Here is a 14,260-nt window from a genome sequence, read left to right on the forward strand (position 1 = left end):
AAAGGAGCCGCCCCGATGACCGAACCCGTTCCCTCGTCGGTGTGGACCCGGCCGCGCCCCGAGCCGCGTCGACGCGCGCCCGGGGTGGACCAGTACGTGGCCGCCGCGCTGGCCGTCGCGGACGCGGAGGGATTGGCGGCGGTGTCGATGCGGCGGGTCGCGGGTGATCTCGGTTCCGGGACCGCCTCGCTCTACCGGTACATCACCAACCGCGACGAGCTGGTGGACCTGATGGTCGACGCGGCGCAGGGCGAGGATCCGCTGCCCGAGTCCACTGAGGACTGGCGTGCCGGTCTGGGGACGGTCGCGCACGCGTTGCGTGCGACGCTGCTGCGGCACCCTTGGTTGGCGGGTGAACTGGCGGGGAGGCCCGCGCTCGGCCCCAACTGGTTGCGGCGGTCCGAGGCCGCGCTGCGCGCAGCCGTCGCACTCACGCCCGACATCACCCTGGCCTCGCGGGCGCTCGGCGCCGTGCACGCGTACGTGCTGGGTTCGGTCGCCGCCCAGCAGGCCCTTCGACGCGCGGAGCAGCGCACCGGGCTCAGCGAGGAGGAGTGGCAGCGCAGCGTCGGCCCCTACATCAGCGAGGTCATCGCGGCGGGCGAACACCCGATGCTCGCCCGCCGCGTCCTCGAAGCCGAGGAACTCGACCCCGACGTCGAGTTCGCGTTCGGCCTGGACTGCGTGCTCGACGGGCTCGCGGCCCGGCTGGGTCGCTGAGCGGTCAGTTACGCGTAGCGGTTCACGGTCTCCGGGTGGAGGACGAGGCGGACCGGGTCCTCGCGCCAGGATTCCGGCCAGGTCGGCGGCGCGGGTCGGGTCGTCGAGGTCTCGGTAGCGGGCGGCCAGGTCATGAGCAAGATCCCGTGCGGTCCGGAGTCAGGGCCCCGCCCCCGCTGCCCCACATGTTCGCCCGTCTGCCCCGCACCGCACGACAGCGGCCCCGAGCTGGGGCAGCGTCGTCAGGAGTGCACGGAAGTCCCCCGGAAGAGGCTGGCATGGACGAGGTCGCACAGTACGAGCGCTACGCCGGCGGCAGCCCGGAAGCCGAGCGGCTGGTCTTCGAGAGGCTGGCGCGTGAGCTGCTGCAGGTCCAGCTCAAGGTACGGAAGCGCAGCGGCGCCGCCACTGTCGACCGGACCTTCCACGCCAAAGCGGCCCTCGGCGTGGAGAACGCCCGGCTCAGGTTCCGCGAGGACCTTCCCGAAGCCCTGCGAGCGGGTTTCGCCAAGCCCGGAGCCGAGTACCCGGTCACGGTCCGGCTGTCCAACGCGAGCGGGGTCCGTCAGCCCGACTTCGCGCCCGATCTGCGCGGGGCGGCGCTCCGCGTCGAGGTGGGCCCCGGTGAGACCCACGATCTGCTGATGACGAGCTTCCCGGTCTCCCACGCCCGCGACGCGGGTGAGTTCGTCGCCTTCGCCAAGGCCATGGCAGGCGCCGACTCGCGGCTGCGCAAGGGGTACGCCCTGTTCCTCAAACTGCCCCTGGCGGTCGGCTGGCCCGCAGCCTCCCGTATGCGGCGCAACGTCGTCGCAGGAACGAGGCGCACGGTACCCAGCCTGGCGCTGGAGACGTATTGGAGCCGCGGCGCGATCCTGTGGGGCGAGCGCGGACCGGTGCGCTATCAGCTGCGGCCCGCCGCGGACGCCCCGCCGGCCCCGGCGGCATCGCGCACCGATCCCGACTACCTGCGGCGCGAGCTCTCCCAGCGGCTGCGTCAGGCGGACGTCGTCTTCGAGCTGTGCGTGCAGCGCTACGTGGACCCCCGGCGCACCCCCATCGAGAACGGCGCGGTGGAGTGGACGGAGGACGCCGCGCCCGTCCTGCCGGTGGCCACCCTGACCATCCCGCGCCAGGACATCCACACCGCCGAAGCCCGCGCCTGCGCGTCGCGGGTCGACCTGCTGGCGTTCAACCCGTGGCACACCGCGGAGGGCTTCCGGCCGCTGGGCAACCTCAACCGTGCCCGCAAGGCCGCCTACGAGGCCAGCAGCGCCCACCGCCTGGGCCGGCGCTTCCTGACCGTTGAGCCACGGCGCAACGCCCTGCTCGGGGCACCGCTGCGGGCCGCCTTCCGCACCGTCAACCGCTTCGTCCCGTGGCACCGGCTGCCCACCCCGCTCGGCCTGCTCAACCTCATGGCCTTCCGGCAGACGCTGCGCCGGCACAACCTCATCGACACCGAGGTCCACGAGGCTCCGCCCGAGGCCGGTCCGGTGGAAGCCGCGCCCGAGGAGGAGCTGCTGGTCAGGCGCAGTTACGACGGCTCGTACAACGATCTGTCGGCGCCGCGGATGGGCGCTGTCGGGGCAACGTTCGGCCGCACCATGCCGCCCGTCCACCGCCCCGACCAGTTCGACACGCCCAATCCGGTCACCGTGAGCCGGGAACTGCTCCGGCGTGAGGCGTTCATCCCCGCGACCTCGCTGAACATCATCGCCGCCGCGTGGATCCAGTTCCAGGTGCACGACTGGGTCAAGCACAAGAGGCTTCCGGTCACCACCCGAAGCGTCGAGGTGCCACTGCCACCCGGCGACACCTGGCAGAACACCCCGGGCGGGCCGCAGGAGAGGGTGATGCGCTTCGGCGATGACGAGGCGGTGCGGCCGACCGACGACGGGCGGCCGCCGATCGTGTTCGCCAGCGACGTGTCGCACTGGTGGGACGGTTCGGAGGTCTACGGCAGCGACCAGTCCGTGGCGATGTCGCTGCGTGAGCCCGACGGCGGCGCCGGGCTCCGGCTGGAAGAGGGGCACCTGCCCAACAGCTCCAACGGTATGCCGCTCACCGGATTCACCGACAACTGGTGGCTCGGCCTCAGCTCCATGCACACCCTGTTCGCCCGTGAGCACAACGCCCTGTGCGAAGCCCTGCGGCGCGAATACCCGCGGATGGACGAGGACCGGGTGTACCACACGGCGCGGCTGATCGTCTCCGCGCTCATCGCGAAGATCCACACGGTCGAGTGGACCCCCGCGATCCTCGCCACCAAGACGCTCGACATCGGCATGAAGACCAACTGGCAGGGACCGCCGAAGAACTGGCTCGACCAGCTGGGCGTCTGGCTGCTGGAGGCGAACGGGCGGCAGGGCATCCCCAAGACCCTGCCCGACCACCACGGTGCCCCGTACTCCCTCACCGAGGAGTTCGTCACCGTCTACCGGATGCACCCGCTGATCCCCGACGACTACGAACTCGTCGACCACCGGTTCGGCCGCCGGCTCGACACCCTGGACTTCACCGCCCTCCAGGGCGCCGCGGCGGAGCCGCTCATCCGCAAGACCGGGCTGGTGAACACCCTGTACTCGCTGGGCATCGCCCACCCGGGGGCGATCACCCTGCACAACTTCCCGCGCGCCCTGCAGACGTTCCAGCGGGACGGGGAGCTGATCGACCTCTCCGTGGTCGACCTGGTGCGCACCCGGCGCCGCGGCGTCCCGCGCTACAACGACTTCCGCGCCGGCCTGCACAAGCCGCGGATCCGGCGCTTCGAGGACCTCTCCTCCGATCCGGAGACGGTCGCACGGCTGCGTGACGTCTACCGCTCGGTGGACGACATCGACACCGTGGTGGGGCTCTTCGCCGAGAATCCGCCCACGGGCTTCGGCTTCAGCGACACGGCCTTCCGCGTGTTCATCCTGATGGCCACCAGACGGTTGCAGAGCGACCGCTTCCTCACGGTCGACTTCCGGCCGGAGCTCTACACGCCCCTCGGCATGGACTGGATCGCACGCAACGGCATGACGAGCGTCATCCTGCGGCACTGCCCCGAGCTGGCGGGCGTCCTGCCGCGTGGGGCCAGCGCCTTCGCGCCCTGGCGCCCGGTCCAGCCGGTCCGGAACAACAGCGGCCGCGGCTGAGCGGGAGAGGACCATGACCGCATCACAGAACGCGGGCCACCCCGGCCTGGAGGACCTGCTGTCCCGCCCCCTGTGGCAGACGCTCTTCGAGCGGCGCACCCACCGGGTCAGCAGGGGCGCGTCCGTGCCGGCCGGGTCGATGAGCTACGACTCCCCGCACCGTCCGGAGCCGCTGGGCGAGCTTGAGGAGGCGGTGCTCATCGCCGTCACCGGCTCCTCGGGACTCACCATGCCCGACCGGCCCTTCGAGGACCCCCGCGACCACCAACCGATCATGGCCAAGCCGAACCTGAACATGACGGGCCGGACCGCGGGCAGCCCCGACAACGCGCAGGCCACCCACTTCTTCATGATCAACGACACGGGCACCTACTACCTGAGGAAGCTGCCCCCCTCCCCCGGCCACGCCTTCGACCCCGACACTCTCATCGAACGCGCACGCCGGTCGAAGGTGCGGGTACTGGACCACCGCCTGGATGTCGCCGAGGGAATGCGCGACTTCCCGGCGTACCTCGACTCCAACCGGTTCCTGTCCAACCTCCCGGGCACCACGCTCTTCCTGCCGGTGGTCGACCTCTCCCACCAGTACATCAACGCGCTGATGTACCTGCTCACCCAGCCCGAAGGGGCCCGGCCCACCCTCGTCGACGACCGCAACTTCTACCGCCCGGCCGGGGTACGCAAGTGGGTGCGCAGCGGCTTCCTCAACCCCGACGTCAAGCTGCCGCTCGGTTCCCTGGGGCCGATGCGCACCCAGATCGAAGCCGACCTCCTGCTGCAGAACATGATGCTGACCGCGGACGCCATGGGACTCGGCGCCTGGATCCACGCCTCGATCAGCCCCCAGATCATGCTCGGTGACCCGAAGTTCTCGCGCGCCTACGGCCGCATGCTGGGCTTCGACTTCGCCACACCCAGGTTCCGCCCCGCCGACATCCTGCGCTGGCAGGTTCCGCTGCCGAAGTACGCCGGGCTGCGCTCCCATCCGGTGGGGCTGCGGGCCGGCGGCGAACACCTCATCAAGAGCGCCTGCCCGCCCAACTACCCGTCGATGCACGAGGCCGTGGACTCCGTCGTCCGCTCCAAGTTCGGGGAGCGGGGCATCTACACCGACAAGGACCTCTTCACCCGCATCTACAAGGACGACTACGCGCAGCGCTACCTCACCGAGGCCAGTGAGTACGACCGCCAGGTGATCGAATGCGCGCGGGACATCTGCGTGTACATCCACGAGACCCACGGGCGGTTCCCGGCACACACCGACGCCATCCACGTGCCCGGCATCTGGCTGCAGGCCCACCACGTCGAGTCCGAGTACTACGAGCGCTTCTTCCAGAACGGCCTGACCGACGCCCACCGTAGGCACGCCGCGCACTGGGACGGATAAAACGATGAGGGAGATCCGGTGAGAGTCTACGAGGCCATCGTCAAGGGGCTGGAAGGCATCGGCGTACAGGCGGCCTTCGGCGGTGCCGGGGAGAACGCGGCGGGTCTGATGCTGGCCCTCAAACATTCGCAGCACATCAGGCCGATCATCACCCGGCACGAGCAGGCCGCGTCCTTCATGGCCTGCGGATACGCCATGTACACCAACCGGCTGGGCTTCTGCTTCGCGACCGCCGGGCCGGGCGCGTTCAACCTGTTCTCGGGGCTGGCCGTGGCCATGTCCGACTCCTATCCGGTCCTCGCGGTCTCGGGGTACGCGAGCATGGAGTGGCGCGGATGGGGCTCGCTCAACGAGACGTCGGGGCTCAACCGCACACCCGACTCCCAGGCCATGTTCGCGGCCACGACCAAGAAGTCCTTCCTGCTCACCGACATCGCCGACACCTGCGACGTCCTTGAGGAAGCGGTCAACACCGCGTTCGAGGGAAGGCCCGGGCCCGTGCACATCCACGTGCCCGAGGACCTGACCCACCGCGGTGTGGAGGTGACGGACTTCCGCCCCATCAGGCTCGACGTGCGGCCGGTTCTGCCGGACCCGGCACGGGTGGCGGAGATCGCGGCGGTACTGGCGGACGCCCTGGCACAGCGCAAGCGCATCGTGGCACTCGTCGGCTTCGGCGCGGTGCGCAGCGGGGCGGGTCCGGAGATCCAGCGGCTGATCGAGCGGTTCCAGATCCCGCTGCTCACCACCTTGGACGGCAAGGGCATCGTGTCCGAGGGGCACCCGCTCGCGGTGGGCGTCTTCGCCGACAGCGGCCATTCCAGTGCGTGGAAGGCCTTCCGTGAGGCCGACGTCGTGCTGTGCGTGGGCAATTCCCTCAATCAGCACGCCACCTTCAACTACCGCGAGGACCTGTTCGAGAACAAGCTGCTCATCCATGTGAACATCTCCGAGGGCGAGTTCCACAAGGCCTACCGCCCCGACCACACCCTGTTGTCCGACGCACGTCCCGCCGTGGCCGCCCTGGCCGACGAGCTGGAGCGGCTGGTCGGCGAGGTACCGCCGGTCGAGGTCGACGGCCAGGACTACGAGGCCCGCAGGATCCACCACCTGCCGGGGAAGCTCCACCCCGGAGAACTCGCGCAGTCGATCGGGCGCATGCTGCCGCCCGGGGGTGTGCTGCTCGCGGACGCGGGCGCCCATCTCGCGTGGCTCGGATACTACGTGGAGCTCGAACAGGGGCAGAACTTCCGCAAGGCGGGCTCCTTCGGGCCGATGGCCGGGCACGTCAACGGAGCCATCGGCCTCAAGGTCGCCCACCCGGACCGGACCGTCGTCGTCGGCTGCGGCGACGGGTGCTACTCGCTGTCCGGGTTCGAGCTGATGACCGCCGTCGAGCACGAAATCCCCGTCATCTGGGTCATCTTCAACGACGGGGAGTTCAAGCTGATCAAACTCTTCCAGTTGGTCACGTACGCCGAATCCGGGCTGGTCGAGTTCCAAAACCCGGACTTCGCCGCGTACGCCCGCGCGTGCGGCGCGGACGGGTACCAGGTGGAGACGCTGGAGGAGTTCGAGGAGGCGTTCCGCGCGGCCCTGGCCTCCGGCCGGCCCTCGCTCATCGACGCCAGGATCACGCGCTGGGCCGTGCCGCACTACAGCCCGTCGCCGGACGGCGTGATCGACGGCCTCGTCGAGACCGTAGAAGCACGCTTCCGGGACTGACGGCCCCGCGTGCATGGGGCTACGGGGTCACCTCGTGGGAGGAGGACTCGTAGGCCGTTCATCGGTGGGTCCAGGACGTCGAGGCGGGCAGCCTCACGGTGGACCGGCTCTCGGTACTCACTATCCGAATACATCTGATGTCAGGGCGAGTTGGACAAGTGGCGTGGTGGTGGGCCGAGCCGAGCCGCCCTCCGGTTCGTCGGTTACCGCCAGTGCCCTGCTCCCGGACGCGAGTCCGGTGACCACGACCGGCTGTTCGCCGTGCAGCAGTCCGGCCGAGCGGGGCGCCGCGCCCTGGTCCGCCATCACCCACAGTTGCCGAACACGGCCTTCGGGGGGCGCGCCGAGTCCGGACACGGTCACCACGGCGCGGTGCAGCCCGGGCGCGGCGACCGCGCTGATGCCGCGCCCCCGCTCGTCCCGATCCGTACTGGTGCGCGCGTCGGGAGCGGCGAGCACCTCGCCGATCGATTGGGCCCGGGCCCGCTCGGCATCGAGCCGGTCCTGGGTGCGGTGCAGCTGCACCCCGAGCAGCACGGCACCGACCAGCGCGATCGCGGCGGTCCCGGCCGTGGCGAGTAGCAGCGGGCGGCGCACGGCGGGCGTCGGCGTCCGCCGCGGCGACGGCCCGGCCGGCAGCCGCTCCTGCGCTGTCGTGCGTACGTCCCTGAGCACCCGTTCCCGCAGCGCGTCCGGGGCCGGGCGGGCGGTGGCGCGCCCCAGACGCTCGGTCCCGGCGGCGAGCTCGCGTACCTCGGCGGCGCAGGCGGCGCAACGGGCCAGATGGCGTTCGAAGCGGTGCAGCTCGCGTGGCTCCAGGGCGTTGAGGGCGTAGGGGACGGCGAGGGAATGGACGCGTCTGATCCGGGTGAAGGGGCTCATGCGGCGTTCTCCAGGCATTCGCGCAGCCGCAGCAGACCGTCCCGCATCCGCGTCTTGACCGTGCCGAGCGGGACGGAGAGCCGCTGGGCGACCTCCCGGTAGGTGTAGCCGTCGTAGTACGCGAGCGTGACCGACTGGCGCTGGAGGGTGGTGAGCCGGTCGAGGCAGCGGCGCACCCAGTCGCGTTCGAGACCGCTCTCCACCTCCTCGACGACCTGGTCGAAGGCGGGCCCCTCGGAGCGCCGGGCGGCCTTCTCCTCGCGCTCGCTCGCGGCCCGCACCGAGCGCACCCGGTCAACGGCCCTGCGGTGCGCGAGGGTGAGCACCCAGGACAGGGCGGTGCCGCGGCCCGGGTCGAAGCGGGCGGCGCGGCGCCACAGTTCGAGCAGCACCTCCTGGGCGACCTCCTCGGACTGGGCGGGGTCCCGCAGCACCCGGCGCACCAGGCCGTAGACCGGCCCGGACACCAGGGTGTACAGCTCCTCGAACGCCTTCTGGTCCCCGTCGGCGACCAGGACCAGCAGCCTGTCGGCCTCCACCGGCTCCCCCTCTCCGCGGGCGCCATTGTCCCGTCGTCGGCCCTTCGGAGCGAGAGGCGGCAACGGATTGCCCGCGCCACCAATCCCCCACGGGCCGGGCTCCGAATGGCTTCTCGTCAAGCACTCCACCGCACGCACGAGAAGGACGAAAGCGATGACACCGAACCCCAGGAACAGGCCGGCACGCCGCTCCATCGCCATGCTGGCCGCTGGTGCGCTGGCCACCGGAGGGCTCGCAGCCGCCGGCGTGTCCGCACTGATGCCGGGGGCGGCAACCGCCTCCAGCCACCGGGAGGCCCCGCTGATCTCAGGGCAGCCCCAGTACGACAACACCGATGTGTACGCGTTCGTCAGCCCGGACCGGCCGGACACGACGACGCTCCTCGCCAACTGGACACCGTTCGAGGAACCGGCGGGCGGCCCCAACTTCTATCCGTTCGCCGCCGACGCCCAGCACGACATCCACATCGACAGCGACGGGGACGGGCAGGGCGACCTGCTGTACCGCTGGACGTTCAAGAACCACACCAAGAACGGCAACACGTTCCTCTACAACACCGGCCCGGTGACCTCGCTGGACGACCCGGACCTCAACTTCACCCAGACGTACGACATCGAGCTGCTCAAGCTGAAGGACCAGAAGGTCATCTCCAGCACCAAGCTCGCGCAAGGCCTGCCGGTGGCGCCGTCCCACGTCGGCAAGGCGTCCATGCCGAACTATGGCGCGCTGCGCTCGCAGGCGGTACGTGAACTGCCGGGCGGGACGACGGCGTTCGCGGGCCAGGCGGATGACCCCTTCTTCCTCGACCTGCGGGTCTTCGACCTGCTGTACGGCGGGAACCTCTCCGAGGTCGGCAAGGACACGCTCAAGGGCTACAACGTCAACACGATCGCCCTCCAGGTGCCGACCGTCCAGCTGCGGCAGTCGACACAGCAGCCGGTCATCGGAATCTGGTCGACGACCCAGCGCAGGAACGCCTCGGGCGGCTGGACCCAGGTGTCCCGACTCGGGATGCCGCTGGTCAACGAGGTCGTCGTACCGCTCAAGGACAAGGACAAGTTCAACGCGTCCGCGCCCTGGAACGACGCCGACTTCCTTCCGTACGTCACCAAGCCGGAACTGCCGAAGCTGATCGAGTCGATCTACAAGATCAAGGCACCGGCGGAGCCGCGCAACGACCTGGTGTCGGTATTCCTGACCGGGGTGAAGGGCCTCAACCAGCCGCCCAACGTCCGCCCGGCGGAGATGATCCGGCTCAACACCGCCATAGCGCCGAGCGGCTCGCCCAAGCGGCTGGGTGTCCTCGACGGCGACACGGCGGGCTACCCCAACGGCCGTCGGCTCGCCGACGACGTGGTGGACATCTCGCTCCAGGTGGTGGAGGGCGAACTGAACGGTGCCAAGAACGACTTGGGCGACGCGGTCAACGCCAACGACGCGGCGTTCGGCAAGAGCTTCCCGTACGTGGCGCTGCCGGCCTCCGGTTCGCGGGGCCCGCTCGCGCATAAGGGCGGCCAGAACAGTGACCAGCAGGGCGGCGAGACCCGCACCCAGCTCACCGGCGGGGCGCGCCCCAGCTCGTCCGGCAGCGGTGACGACACCCTCCTGATCGCCTCGGCGGCGGGCGGCGCGGCGGGCATCGTGCTGATCAGCACGGGCCTCGTGTGGTGGCGGCTGCGGCGCCGCGAGGTCAGCCCGTAACGCCCGACCCGGGCCACCCGGTGGCTCCTGTCACGCCGGGAAGTCAGGCCCGTAGCTGTCGCCCCGACCGCTCCGCCCGGTGGCCCCGGCTACGGCGGGGCGGGCCGAAACAGCCTCCGGCCGCCCAGGTGGCTCCCGCCACTCCAGAAGTCGATGCGAAACGGCCGCCCCCGGCCCCCGAGCAGCCCCGGCCCCGATCGCACTGCGGCGTCCAACCTCCTTACGCCGCCGTGCGATCGGCCGCCTCCCCTTCGAGACCCCGTGCACAACCGCCCCCGGAACGTTCCTTCCGCCTTCTGAAAGGATCCGACATGACCAGCACCCAGGCCGTGCCCCCGCCCCGGGGGCGCGGGAAGGTCCTGCGCCGGAGCGCCCTCGCCCTGGCGCTCGCCGCCGGGCTCAGCGTCGGGGCGCTCGCCTTCGACGGCCGGGACGCGCCACGTGCTCCCGCTGTGGCCGCCGCTCCTGCGGGGCGCCTCGACCCGGCCGACCTGCCGCGCGGCGTCACCGCTCTGCAGGCCCACCTCAAGGCGCAGCCCAAGGACGCCACCGCGTGGGCCTCGCTGGGCGCCGCCTACGTCGAGCAGGCGCGGACCAACGGCGACCCCACCCGCTATGCGCAGGCCGAACACGCCCTGGAGCACTCGCTCAAGCTGCGGCCCACCGACAACGACGCCGCACTCGCGGGGCGCGCCGCGCTGGCCGCCGCCCGCCACGACTTCACCGGCGCCCTCACCGCGGCCGACGCCGCGCTCGCCATCAACGCCTACGACGAACTCGCCCTCGCCCTGCGCGTCGATGCCCTGGTAGAACTCGGCCGCTACGACGAGGCGTTGGTGGCAGCCCGCACCGCCGACGACCGCAAGCCCGGCATCCCCGTCTTCTCCCGGCTCGCGTACGTCCACGAACTGCGCGGCGACACCAACACCGCCGGCCGGATCCTCACGCAGGCCCTCGGCTCGGCCACCGGCCCCGGCGACCGCGCCTACGTGGCCACGGCGCTGGCCCAACTCTTCTTCGGACAGGGCCAGTTCGTGGAGGCGGGGCAGCAGGTCGATACGGCGCTGCGGGCCGACCCCGACTACCTGCCCGCCCTGGAGACCCGTGCCCGCATCCAGTATGCGCGGGGCGACCTGCGGTCGGCGACCCTCGGCATGGAGCAGGTCGTCGCCCGCTATCCGCTGCCGGGTCAGCTCGTCGCACTGGGCGAGCTGTACGAGGCGGCGGGGCGGGGCGCGGACGCCCGGTCCCAGTACCGCCTGGTCGCCGCCTGGACCGCGCTGGCCCACGCCCACGGCGTCGACACCGACCTGGACACCGCCCTGGCCGAGGCGGACCACGGGGACCCGGTGGACGCGCTGCGCGCGGCCCGCGCCGAGTGGGCCAAGCGGCAGACCGTGCACACAGCGGATGCCCTCGCCTGGGCACTGCACGTCAACGGACGGGACGCGGAGGCCCTTCCATACGCCGAACGGGCCACCGCGCCCGGCTACCGCAACGCCACCTTCCTCTACCACCAAGGCGTCATCGAGCGCGCCGCCGGGGGCGCCATCGCAGCCCGCCGCGACCTCACCGCCGCACTGACGCTCAACCCGGCCTTCTCACCCACCGGTTCACCACTGGCCCGCGAAGCCGTGGCCGCCCTGACGGGAGCGTCATGAACCGGCCCCGGCCCCTACGCCTGCTGCGACCCCGGCTCGGCACGGTCGCGGGCGGAGCGGTCCTCGCCATCGCCGCGCTCCTCGGGCCCCTCCCGGCAGGCACCGCATCGGCCGCCGCCCCCGCGCACCCCCTGGGCAACTTCACCGTCAACCACTACGAGGGCCTGGTAGTCGCCCCCGGCAGGCTCACCGTCGACCACGTCGAGGACCTCGCGGAGATCCCCGCCACCCAGGCGCGGGCCGCCGAGATGACCCCGGACGAGCGGTCCGCCTGGGCAGCCGAGCGGTGCCGGGCCGCCGCACGGGACAGCACGGTCACCGCCGCCGGACGGCCCGCCGCCCTCACGGTGGAGAGCGGTTCCGCGCAGGTCCGGCCCGGGCAGGCCGGGCTCGTCACGCTCCGGCTCGAATGCCGCCTCGCCGCTCCCCTGCCCGACGCGGCAGAGCTGGCCGTGAACTTCCGTGCGCCCGCCCGGCACGGCCCCGGCTGGCGCGAGATCACCGCACGGGCCGACCGCATGACCCTCAAGACGGCCTCGGTCCCCACCCGTTCGGTCTCCGACCGGCTCGTACGCTATCCGGCCGGCCTGCTGTCCTCACCGCCCGACCGGACCTCGGCCGAGCTGCGCGCGGTGCCCGGCGGACCGGCGCTGGCCACGGACTCCCCCGGCCCCGCAGCCACCGGGGTGCTACCGCGCGGCGCCGACCGCTGGACCCGGGCGCTGACCGATCTGGTGGCGCGGCACGACCTCACCGCGGGCTTCGCGGCCCTCGCCCTCGGCACCGCGTTACTCCTCGGCGCGCTGCACGCGCTCGCCCCCGGGCACGGCAAGACGATGATGGCGGCCGCAGCAGCCGCGGGCGGGCGCGGTTCGCTGCGGCAGGTGCTGGCGCTCGGCATCTCGGTGACCCTGACCCACACCCTCGGGGTGTTCGCGCTCGGCGGCTTGATCGCCGCGGGCTCGGCAGCGGCGCCCTCGGTGGTGTCCTGGCTGGGCGTGGTCAGCGGCGCGCTGGTGGCGGGCGCGGGCGCCGTCCTCGTACGCAGGGCCTGGCGCAACCGGCGCAACCGGAAGGAACACCCGCACACCCACGAACATGACCACGGGCACTCACACCAGCACGGGCACGAGAACAACTCGCCGCACACACACGGGCATTCACACCCGCACCACGACCACCATCACGATCACCGCAGGTCCGCCGGCCTGCGCGGCACCATCCTGCTCGGGTTCGCGGGCGGGCTGGTGCCCAGCCCCTCGGCCGTGGTGGTGCTCGTCGGGGCGGCGGCGCTCGGGCAGGCGTGGTTCGGGGCGCTGCTCGTCCTTGCGTACGGAGCCGGGCTCGCCCTCACCCTGACGACCGCCGGGTACGCGGCGATCCGGATCGGGGAACGCCTCGTGCGGCTGGGGCGGACACGGGCGCGCGGACGGCTCACCGCGGCCGCCAACCGGTTCGCACCGCTCGGCACCGCGTTCGTGGTGCTCTTCCTGGGGTGCGGATTGGTACTCAAGGGGGCGGCAGCCGCCCTGGGCTGAGCAAACTTCCAATGGTTTCCGCGCTGCCGAACCGCCACGCTACGGCTGAACGACCACAGCCGCCGCGGGCGGGAGTACGGCCGGGCGGTCCAGGTACGCCAGTACCGCCCGCTTCTGTGGGAGGTACACCTCCGGCAGGTCGATCTCCGGCAGGGTGATCTCTCCCTGGCGCACGAACCCGAGGCGGTTCAGAAGTGCGAGGGCCTTCTCGTTGCGGGCGTCCGGCTCGGCCACCGCGCGCAGGACGGCCGGGTCACGGAACGTGAAGCGGATCAGAGCGCCCACCAGGGTGCGGCTGAAGCCGGGGCGGGGGCGGTCCGTCACCGGGGCCAGCATCAGGTGGACGCCGATGTCCCCCTCCCGTACCTCGTAGCACTCGCTGATGCGGTCCTCGGTCGGCTCGTACGTCTGGAAAAGCGCCACCGGCTCGTCGTCCAGGCGGACCAGGAACGCGTGGTGGGTGTCGCGGCGGTCCACGTCCTCGTATATCTCTTGGACCAGTTCCCGGCTCGCGCCGTTCATGCCCCAGAACTGCGCCCGCTCCTGGACCACCCAGGCGTGCAGCACGGTGCAGTCCTCGGCCGGATCGACGAGCATGAAGCGGAGGGTGCCGAAGCCCTCCACGGTCTCGGTGTACACGTCCGCACGCGAAGGCGTGGGGGGTACGGGAGGCGCGGGGGAAACGAGGGCGGTGGACTCGGGTCTCATGCGGTGTTCCTGCTCTTTCGTGCAGACATGGCGAACCGCGCGAGCGTCCTGTGGCAGGACACGCGGGCCGCGATTAGGTTAGGCTCGCCTAACCATAGACGCTTGACGCCATAACTAACAGATCACCCTGTTTCCTTCAGTCCCGCCGCAGTCCGGCGTAGACCCCAGCGTCCTGCCACAGAGCGCCAGTTCCGCTGTGCGGCGGGAACAACCGGTCCACGCGCCGCTGTTGCACCGGCAAAAAGACCGGTGCCGCGC

General features: G+C 71.5%; 11 protein-coding genes. 7 read left to right on the forward strand and 4 right to left on the reverse strand.

Annotated elements, in window-relative coordinates; all coding sequences use genetic code 11:
- Nucleotides 1-15 precede the first annotated feature (15 nt).
- Nucleotides 16-720 (forward strand): TetR/AcrR family transcriptional regulator C-terminal domain-containing protein, encoded by a 705-nt coding sequence (locus OG965_RS03240; protein WP_371648898.1) that lies wholly within the window; start codon nucleotides 16-18, stop codon nucleotides 718-720.
- Between the two features lie 8 nt (nucleotides 721-728).
- On the opposite strand, the gene OG965_RS03245 is transcribed toward OG965_RS03240, so the two are convergent.
- Nucleotides 729-854: a hypothetical protein gene (locus OG965_RS03245; protein ID WP_371648900.1), complete on the reverse strand. Its 126-nt coding sequence runs from the start codon at nucleotides 852-854 to the stop codon at nucleotides 729-731.
- Nucleotides 855-998: 144 nt separating this feature from the next.
- Between OG965_RS03245 and OG965_RS03250 the strand changes: the two genes are divergently transcribed.
- From OG965_RS03250 to OG965_RS03260, 3 genes are read left to right on the forward strand one after another with little or no spacing between them, the layout of a single operon-like run.
- Nucleotides 999-3,860 (forward strand): peroxidase family protein, encoded by a 2,862-nt coding sequence (locus OG965_RS03250; protein WP_371648902.1) that lies wholly within the window; start codon nucleotides 999-1,001, stop codon nucleotides 3,858-3,860.
- 13 nt (nucleotides 3,861-3,873) lie between these two features.
- A complete protein-coding gene (locus OG965_RS03255; protein ID WP_371648904.1) occupies nucleotides 3,874-5,247 on the forward strand; it encodes a hypothetical protein in 1,374 nt (457 codons plus the stop codon).
- An 18-nt stretch (nucleotides 5,248-5,265) separates the two neighbouring features.
- Nucleotides 5,266-6,972, forward strand: coding sequence for a thiamine pyrophosphate-binding protein (locus OG965_RS03260; RefSeq protein WP_371648906.1), 1,707 nt, complete (start codon nucleotides 5,266-5,268; stop codon nucleotides 6,970-6,972).
- Between the two features lie 120 nt (nucleotides 6,973-7,092).
- On the opposite strand, the gene OG965_RS03265 is transcribed toward OG965_RS03260, so the two are convergent.
- Nucleotides 7,093-7,854: an anti-sigma factor domain-containing protein gene (locus OG965_RS03265; RefSeq protein WP_371648908.1), complete on the reverse strand. Its 762-nt coding sequence runs from the start codon at nucleotides 7,852-7,854 to the stop codon at nucleotides 7,093-7,095.
- The gene (locus tag OG965_RS03270; RefSeq protein ID WP_371648910.1) at nucleotides 7,851-8,456 is read right to left on the reverse strand and encodes a sigma-70 family RNA polymerase sigma factor; all 606 of its coding nucleotides are present in this window, start codon (nucleotides 8,454-8,456) and stop codon (nucleotides 7,851-7,853) included. The genes OG965_RS03265 and OG965_RS03270 overlap by 4 nt, the downstream gene beginning before the upstream one ends.
- Nucleotides 8,457-8,547: 91 nt before the next feature.
- Here OG965_RS03270 and OG965_RS03275 point away from each other — a divergent pair, with 91 nt between their 5' ends.
- The 3 genes from OG965_RS03275 to OG965_RS03285 all read left to right on the forward strand — a co-directional run bounded on the left by OG965_RS03275 (nucleotide 8,548) and on the right by OG965_RS03285 (nucleotide 13,294).
- On the forward strand, nucleotides 8,548-10,095 hold the full coding sequence (locus OG965_RS03275) for a DUF4331 domain-containing protein (RefSeq protein ID WP_371648912.1): 1,548 nt from the start codon (nucleotides 8,548-8,550) through the stop codon (nucleotides 10,093-10,095).
- 311 nt (nucleotides 10,096-10,406) lie between these two features.
- Nucleotides 10,407-11,756 carry a tetratricopeptide repeat protein gene (locus tag OG965_RS03280; RefSeq protein ID WP_371648914.1) on the forward strand — a complete coding sequence of 450 codons (1,350 nt, stop codon included), beginning with the start codon at nucleotides 10,407-10,409 and terminating at the stop codon, nucleotides 11,754-11,756.
- Entirely contained in the window at nucleotides 11,753-13,294 is a 1,542-nt protein-coding gene (locus OG965_RS03285) for a nickel transporter (RefSeq protein ID WP_371648915.1), read from the forward strand. Before OG965_RS03280 ends, OG965_RS03285 begins: the two co-directional genes overlap by 4 nt.
- A 39-nt stretch (nucleotides 13,295-13,333) precedes the next feature.
- On the opposite strand, the gene OG965_RS03290 is transcribed toward OG965_RS03285, so the two are convergent.
- On the reverse strand, nucleotides 13,334-14,002 hold the full coding sequence (locus tag OG965_RS03290; RefSeq protein ID WP_371648917.1) for a GNAT family N-acetyltransferase: 669 nt from the start codon (nucleotides 14,000-14,002) through the stop codon (nucleotides 13,334-13,336).
- Nucleotides 14,003-14,260: the final 258 nt, after the last annotated feature.

Source organism: Streptomyces sp. NBC_00224 (assembly GCF_041435195.1).
Classification (GTDB): Bacteria; Actinomycetota; Actinomycetes; order Streptomycetales; family Streptomycetaceae; genus Streptomyces.

Excerpts from the sequence above, each read along its gene's own strand:
- OG965_RS03265 (WP_371648908.1), bottom strand. The coding sequence starts at position 7,854 with ATGAGCCCCTTCACCCGGATCAGACGCGTCCATTCCCTCGCCGTCCCC.
- OG965_RS03285 (WP_371648915.1), top strand. The coding sequence starts at position 11,753 with ATGAACCGGCCCCGGCCCCTACGCCTGCTGCGACCCCGGCTCGGCACG.
- OG965_RS03245 (WP_371648900.1), bottom strand. The coding sequence starts at position 854 with ATGACCTGGCCGCCCGCTACCGAGACCTCGACGACCCGACCCGCGCCG.
- OG965_RS03240 (WP_371648898.1), top strand. The coding sequence starts at position 16 with ATGACCGAACCCGTTCCCTCGTCGGTGTGGACCCGGCCGCGCCCCGAG.
- OG965_RS03280 (WP_371648914.1), top strand. The coding sequence starts at position 10,407 with ATGACCAGCACCCAGGCCGTGCCCCCGCCCCGGGGGCGCGGGAAGGTC.
- OG965_RS03290 (WP_371648917.1), bottom strand. The coding sequence starts at position 14,002 with ATGAGACCCGAGTCCACCGCCCTCGTTTCCCCCGCGCCTCCCGTACCC.
- OG965_RS03255 (WP_371648904.1), top strand. The coding sequence starts at position 3,874 with ATGACCGCATCACAGAACGCGGGCCACCCCGGCCTGGAGGACCTGCTG.
- OG965_RS03250 (WP_371648902.1), top strand. The coding sequence starts at position 999 with ATGGACGAGGTCGCACAGTACGAGCGCTACGCCGGCGGCAGCCCGGAA.
- OG965_RS03275 (WP_371648912.1), top strand. The coding sequence starts at position 8,548 with ATGACACCGAACCCCAGGAACAGGCCGGCACGCCGCTCCATCGCCATG.